The organism is Acinetobacter sp. T_3_1, assembly GCF_025377055.1.
GTDB classification, from domain to species: Bacteria; Pseudomonadota; Gammaproteobacteria; order Pseudomonadales; family Moraxellaceae; genus Acinetobacter; species Acinetobacter kookii.
In genome coordinates this window covers 1-5718 of the sequence record NZ_JACHVD010000034.1, presented here as the reverse complement: position 1 = coordinate 5718, position 5718 = coordinate 1, and the positions used below count along the sequence as shown (strand labels likewise).

Genomic DNA, 5718 nt, shown 5'->3' with positions numbered 1-5718 from the left:
CAATACCAGCGCACAGCCCAAAGAATGATTTCGCCCTGAAAATGCCGACCATGGAAAGGATTCATATGCTGCACCTTTAGCTAAAACAGTCTTCAGCTTACCATTCGTGGTTATTTGCAACAGTGCCTTTTTTTAAACCTTATGGCTAATATAAAACAACAATTAGTTGCAAATTAGTTGATATAATAACTTATGCTTTTGGAGATAAGTTATGTCTGTTCAAGAACGCTTAAATAAATCTACAGTCCAATTTCTTAAGATTGCACATCATGTTGTATTCGCCAGGAAACGCTATGAAAACGGCAGACAAATAGTAGTTGCCCTGATTTATATTGCACAAGATGCACACCCCATAGCGGCAATCACAGGAACAGACCGATTTTGGGATTGTCACGACATCAGTAAGGCAACACGATCAATTAGACGACACAATAAAAACTGCCTAATCCTGGATCGTAGAGACTTCATTTTTGAGAAAACGGAAGACCTAAAAGGCTTCAATGGCATCCATTGATTATTCGCCAAAGCTAAACAAAACCGTGGAACATTGATTATTTTTTGATCGTGAAACATGAAAAATCATAAAAAAAGCCCAATCGGGTGTNAATCCTGGATCGTAGAGACTTCATTTTTGAGAAAACGGAAGACCTAAAAGGCTTCAATGGCATCCATTGATTATTCGCCAAAGCTAAACAAAACCGTGGAACATTGATTATTTTTTGATCGTGAAACATGAAAAATCATAAAAAAAGCCCAATCGGGTGTGATTGGGCTATAAACTAGAAACTACAGCATTGATTTCTATAGATAATTATAACGCATTTCGTATAAGGTGTATTATGTTAATTTTAGAAAAATTTAAAGATCTAGGTTGATAATGAACATAGGGATTTTTTGGTATTGGAATAATAAAGTCATCGGTATAGCTCATGTGTTTAATTTAGGTGATGCTGATTCAATTGGCTTAATTGATAGTCCTTACACGCATATCGAGTATTGGAAGAATGTACAAAGTGAATATCCAGAGCTTAGAGCTTATGAATATGAGCAGATTCCACGAGGTCGGGTAATTTACGATATGAACAAAGATAAAGTAATTGTCTATATGGATAAGACATTATTTACTTCCCGAACCGCATCTAAGATTTATGATTTCTTTGATATAGACTCTGAGTCAGCTATTCCTAGAAAAGATCCTCACTATCGCACCTAATTGTAAAATTTGAGCTAAGAAATCAGAATCTGAATATTTGGATCATCGATATTCGATAAAAGATTCTTATAAATTAAATAATTTTCATCCTCTCGGCAGATAAAAAATACTTCTACAACATGATCATATTGAGGCAACATAGAGAGTATGGTGCCAATCGCAATTTCAGCAGCCTTTTGAGGTGGAAAACTATAAACACCTGTACTAATACATGGAAAAGAAACAGTGAGTGCATGAATTTCATTAGCTTTGAATAGTGCATTACTATAAGCATCACAAAGCAATTGTGGCTCATTGTGTTCGCCATCTAACCATCGTGGTCCAACCGCATGAATAAGGTATTTAGCAGGCAGATTACCTGCTGTTGTTACTTCTGCTTGACCTGTAGGGCATCCACCTTTTTCTTGATTTAGACGAACACATTCTTCTTTCATCAATGGTCCAGCTTTTTTATGAATCACATAATCAAGTCCACCACCACCAAGCAAAGATTTATTTGCTGAGTTAACGATCGCATGTACAGCAAAAGCTGTTATATCTGCTTGGATGAGATGGACTTTTTTCATAAATTTTATGCAATACCGCGATCTTTTTTAAATTGAGAAATAATAGGATTTAATTCAGATCCACAAAATTCAATATACTCATTTGTAATTCCACGACCACTAGAAGGATGTGGCAATCCAACTACAGTGCAGTTTTCAAATTTATTGATATAAGCCAATGAGCCATGATAATCAGGCATTCTTAATGTTTGCAATTTTTCAATTTCATTGCCCATAATTGCAGTGAATTTATCCCTTACTTTATAAAATTTTAGTACCTTAGTTAAAAGCTCACTTCCCATAAACAGAATTACTTTAGGTCTAAGTTCTTCTATATGTGCTATGAAATTATCAACATTTTCATCTTGTTTGTAGAAAGGAATTGCAGAACGAGATTTTTTTGATTCTACAGCCCAATTAGTTTGTACAATCATTTTGTCGAAAGCATCGCCTAAGCCTTCCTCATTTAGAGGATGCCCCCACATAGAAAACCAAGTTCTAATTCTTTTATCGTATTTAATCCATGTCTTAGCAACATCACCATATCGCAATGATTTATTAGAAAAGGTACATTCTTTAGTCATATCTATTATAACTTCTTGCCCCTTACTTTGTGCTTCTTCACCCCATTCATAACCACAAATCATTAATCCGTTTTTATCATTAAAGCCTGCGAAAATTGAATTTGCTAAATTTAGACTTTTTTCCATTTTATCTTCTCTGATACTTTTAAGATTCAAATTATCACATATATTTCTTATAAATCATTTATATGGAAAGTTTTTTATAGATATAAAAATATACTTAACATAAAATCTCTTATGCGAAATGGGAACTTTTCTTCATCTAAGAATATAGTGTGATTAACAATGTTAATCATAGGAGCTTAACATGGCTTCAAATGCACTAGTCACTACTCGCATTAACGAAAACATTAAGCATGAAGCAACAGAAGTTCTTGCAACAATGGGCTTAACTGTCTCAGATGCAGTTCGCTTGTTGTTAACCAAGGTAGCGAAAGAAAAGGCTCTGCCTTTTGAAATTTGGCAGCCCAATCCTGAAACCATTGCTGCAATGGAAGAAGATCTAAGCAAAGCAAAGAGCTTCACTTCTGTTAAAGATTTGATGGCTGATCTAAATGCGGACGATTAAGTACACATCAGCATTCAAGAAAGACTATAAACGTGAGAAAAAAGGCAGCATCGAAATACATTAGATGCTGAACTACAAACTGTTTTAGAATTATTGCAAGCTGATGAAGCCTTGCCTGAAAAGTATCGTGACCATGCTTTGGTCAGTAATTGGGTAGGTCATCGTGATTGCCATATCAAACCTGATCTCGTTTTAATCTATAAGAAAACAGAAGAAGGTGAACTACTAATTTTGAAATTAGTTCGCTTAGGCAGTCATAGCGAATTAGCAATTTGAATGATGTAACCCCCAAAGAGCGTTGACATACTCCGTGCTAAACCGGTGATTTAATGGGGAGCATGTCAGCCTTCATCGTCAGTTACTTGTCTTTTTGCATTGTAATCTGTTTTTCTAATTCAGCTATCCGTGCATTTGCATTAGTGAGTTGTGATTCCACATATTTGATCGAGCCTGATTTTTCGAGTAGCTGTTCATATTTGGCTTGCAAGGCGTTGTAGTCTTCTTTTGCCTTATCTGTACTAGCAAGAGCGACTTTCAGCTTGTCGGTGGTGTCATCAGTTTGTTTGACCTGTTCATCAAGTTTGATTTGCACCTGTTCCAGTTTTTCTGTGGTATCTGCAAGCTGCTTTTCCAGTTGTTGCACTGTTTCCGCATATCCGCCTTGTACTGCATCAATCCGTTCTTGCAATAGGGTTGCAATGACTTGTGACACGGTAACAAGTTCCGCATCTTTCAGAGTTTTTGCCGTAGTAACGGCTGCCGCCAGTTGCTCTTCAAGGATCTCTTTGCGGTATTTGTTGATAGTGGTCTTTGAGCCGCTACCAAGAACCGCAAGGATATTATCGTTAGTTGGGTTTGAGCCTTGTGCTGCAAGGGATTCGATGGCTTTTGCCACATCTGATTTAGTGATTGCCATGGGTTTACTTCCTATTGTGTACTGTACTGTATTGTACTTTAGTACATTACAGTACAGTACACAATCGATATTTTTTATGAATTATGACTAGCTAAAACGTAAGCGTCCGCTAAACCCCATGCCTATTTTTTAATTTGAGTTGGATTTCCAGCGATGTGGCAGTAATTCTTCTATATTTTTAATTATAAAAATAGCTAGCCATAAATTTTACTAGCTGCAAATATAGTATTGATTTTATTAAGTCATACTAAAATTGACATGATACACGTTATACGAATCTAAAAATGGGAGCTTAAGCTCCTATTTTTATTGATGATTTTTTAATTCTTTTAGCATGGCATCCCGTAAAATTTCATTCATTCGTGTTTGATAGCCTTTGCCTTGAGCTTTAAACCATGCAAGTACATCAGCATCTAAACGAATGGAAGTCTGTTGTTTCACTGGGCGATAGAATTGATTATGACGTACAGCATTGCTCCAATCGGTAATTTCAGGAATATCTGATAGATCTAACTGATCATCAGGAACCGTGCCTTTAGCAAGCAAGCGTTCAATTTCAGCATCTTGCTTGTCGCTGAATTTTTCATTCAGTTCTTTGCGTGAGTGTCTAACCATGCTCATATTTATCTCGCTCCGCTTTTGTTACCTGTCTTGCACTAATAATTCTTATGATTTCACAGTCATCTTCATCAAAGATGGTATGAGCTACTAAGAGCATTAGTACGCCTTTCACTTTTCCAATGGTCTGCCAACGTTCTTCACCATCGGTATGTCTGTCTTGGATTGAGATTCTTAATGGATCATCGAAAATAAGGCTTGCAGTTTCGAAAGAGACATCGTGCTTTTTCTGATTCTTCCGATTCTTAGCCTCATCCCATTCAAAATACTGTTCCATAAAAAACATTCAAATTTGTATATACAATAATGTATCATAAAATTGTATCACTCAAGCTGAAATGCGTAATTTTTAGTCAAAATTATTGGCCGAAAGTGACAAATCTGTTCAATAAAAAGCCGACTTGTTTCGAAATCGGCTTTTTGGGCATTTTTGGCATTTTAAGTTTTTACTAAGTATCTGATACTTATATTAATATACAAGTGTTGAAATGGGGGCTTATAACTCCCATTTTTAGTCTTTAATGCGTTTCTTCGCTTCGTCATAAACTATGCTGTCAGCTCGTTTCCCAACGGTGATGAGCAAGATGACTACTTGATCATCTTTGACTTGATAAGCTAATCTGACTCCAGCCTTTAATAATTTAATTTTATAGCAGCCTGCAAGATCACCTCTGAGTATATTCTTGGGAATATGTGGCTGCTCTATGACCTTAGCGAGTTTCTTCTTAAATTGATCTCTGATAGTACTGGGAAGTTTTTCCCATTCAGCTGTGATTATGAACGTGATCGTAAGCTCTTTAATTTATAAGTGATAGGGAATTAATCATGGCGTTGAGCCAATTCGATATTATTAAGTCTTTAGGTGAATCTATTGAATGGTTTGAAAAAGAACTCTCTTGGGGAATGCCTATTGCAGAATTAAGGCATTTAACAGGAAGAATTGGGGAACTTTATGTAGCTATGATGACCTTAGGGCAATTAGCCGATTCAGTTAATCAGAGAGGTTATGATGTAGTTTCCAGTACTGGACAAAGAATTTCTGTTAAGACTGTTACTACAGCAAGTCATGTAGATTTTAATCTTAAAACGATTAAGTTAGTTGACAGAATTATTGTTTTAAGAATTAACCCAGAGGACCTCTGTATTGAAGTAGTCTATGACTTAAATATAGAGCAGTTTCAGGGGCACTGTTGCAAATAGAGATTTGAGTCGATGAAGTTCCTTTTTAAAAGTGCTTAGAGACCGAAAACCCTGTTGATTAGACACACTTCACC

At 36.0% G+C, this 5718-nt stretch carries 10 protein-coding genes and 1 pseudogene; 5 read left to right on the top strand and 6 right to left on the bottom strand.

From position 1 onward, the window contains the following. Positions 1 to 211 precede the first annotated feature (211 nt). Both H4I94_RS15760 and H4I94_RS15755 read left to right on the top strand, forming a co-directional pair. Entirely contained in the window at positions 212 to 514 is a 303-nt protein-coding gene (locus H4I94_RS15760; protein WP_004676056.1) for a hypothetical protein, read from the top strand. Positions 515 to 877: 363 nt separating this feature from the next. After that, entirely contained in the window at positions 878 to 1213 is a 336-nt protein-coding gene (locus H4I94_RS15755; RefSeq protein ID WP_161412403.1) for a hypothetical protein, read from the top strand. 14 nt (positions 1214 to 1227) lie between these two features. Here H4I94_RS15755 and H4I94_RS15750 read toward each other — a convergent pair whose 3' ends face one another. After that, a complete protein-coding gene (locus H4I94_RS15750) occupies positions 1228 to 1779 on the bottom strand; it encodes a macro domain-containing protein (protein WP_261183689.1) in 552 nt (183 codons plus the stop codon). 5 nt (positions 1780 to 1784) lie between these two features. Continuing rightward, positions 1785 to 2468, bottom strand: coding sequence for a hypothetical protein (locus H4I94_RS15745; RefSeq protein WP_261183688.1), 684 nt, complete (start codon positions 2466 to 2468; stop codon positions 1785 to 1787). A 181-nt stretch (positions 2469 to 2649) separates the two neighbouring features. Here H4I94_RS15745 and H4I94_RS15740 point away from each other — a divergent pair, with 181 nt between their 5' ends. Both H4I94_RS15740 and H4I94_RS15735 read left to right on the top strand, forming a co-directional pair. Next, positions 2650 to 2910, top strand: a complete 261-nt coding sequence (locus H4I94_RS15740) for a type II toxin-antitoxin system RelB/DinJ family antitoxin (protein WP_004778838.1) — start codon at positions 2650 to 2652, stop codon at positions 2908 to 2910. Beyond that, positions 2897 to 3186 (top strand): annotated as a pseudogene (locus tag H4I94_RS15735) (type II toxin-antitoxin system YafQ family toxin). Before H4I94_RS15740 ends, H4I94_RS15735 begins: the two are co-directional and overlap by 14 nt. Positions 3187 to 3268: 82 nt before the next feature. Here the strand turns inward: H4I94_RS15735 and H4I94_RS15730 are convergent. From H4I94_RS15730 to H4I94_RS15715, 4 genes are all read right to left on the bottom strand, one after another. Beyond that, positions 3269 to 3826, bottom strand: coding sequence for a DNA-binding protein (locus tag H4I94_RS15730; protein WP_019836970.1), 558 nt, complete (start codon positions 3824 to 3826; stop codon positions 3269 to 3271). 306 nt (positions 3827 to 4132) lie between these two features. Beyond that, positions 4133 to 4447 (bottom strand): BrnA antitoxin family protein, encoded by a 315-nt coding sequence (locus H4I94_RS15725; protein ID WP_004971243.1) that lies wholly within the window; start codon positions 4445 to 4447, stop codon positions 4133 to 4135. Then, positions 4434 to 4721: a BrnT family toxin gene (locus tag H4I94_RS15720; protein ID WP_019836968.1), complete on the bottom strand. Its 288-nt coding sequence runs from the start codon at positions 4719 to 4721 to the stop codon at positions 4434 to 4436. Before H4I94_RS15720 ends, H4I94_RS15725 begins: the two co-directional genes overlap by 14 nt. A 234-nt stretch (positions 4722 to 4955) precedes the next feature. After that, positions 4956 to 5246 carry a type II toxin-antitoxin system RelE family toxin gene (locus tag H4I94_RS15715; protein ID WP_261183693.1) on the bottom strand — a complete coding sequence of 97 codons (291 nt, stop codon included), beginning with the start codon at positions 5244 to 5246 and terminating at the stop codon, positions 4956 to 4958. 23 nt (positions 5247 to 5269) lie between these two features. Here H4I94_RS15715 and H4I94_RS15710 point away from each other — a divergent pair, with 23 nt between their 5' ends. Beyond that, a complete protein-coding gene (locus tag H4I94_RS15710) occupies positions 5270 to 5644 on the top strand; it encodes a DUF6998 domain-containing protein (RefSeq protein ID WP_261183685.1) in 375 nt (124 codons plus the stop codon). The last annotated feature ends 74 nt before the right edge of the window (positions 5645 to 5718 follow it).

Bases quoted from the DNA above. Each gene is read 5' to 3' on its own strand.
- H4I94_RS15755 (WP_161412403.1), top strand. From the start codon at position 878: ATGAACATAGGGATTTTTTGGTATTGGAATAATAAAGTCATCGGTATA.
- H4I94_RS15720 (WP_019836968.1), bottom strand. From the start codon at position 4,721: ATGGAACAGTATTTTGAATGGGATGAGGCTAAGAATCGGAAGAATCAG.
- H4I94_RS15760 (WP_004676056.1), top strand. From the start codon at position 212: ATGTCTGTTCAAGAACGCTTAAATAAATCTACAGTCCAATTTCTTAAG.
- H4I94_RS15740 (WP_004778838.1), top strand. From the start codon at position 2,650: ATGGCTTCAAATGCACTAGTCACTACTCGCATTAACGAAAACATTAAG.
- H4I94_RS15725 (WP_004971243.1), bottom strand. From the start codon at position 4,447: ATGAGCATGGTTAGACACTCACGCAAAGAACTGAATGAAAAATTCAGC.
- H4I94_RS15710 (WP_261183685.1), top strand. From the start codon at position 5,270: ATGGCGTTGAGCCAATTCGATATTATTAAGTCTTTAGGTGAATCTATT.
- H4I94_RS15730 (WP_019836970.1), bottom strand. From the start codon at position 3,826: ATGGCAATCACTAAATCAGATGTGGCAAAAGCCATCGAATCCCTTGCA.
- H4I94_RS15745 (WP_261183688.1), bottom strand. From the start codon at position 2,468: ATGGAAAAAAGTCTAAATTTAGCAAATTCAATTTTCGCAGGCTTTAAT.
- H4I94_RS15750 (WP_261183689.1), bottom strand. From the start codon at position 1,779: ATGAAAAAAGTCCATCTCATCCAAGCAGATATAACAGCTTTTGCTGTA.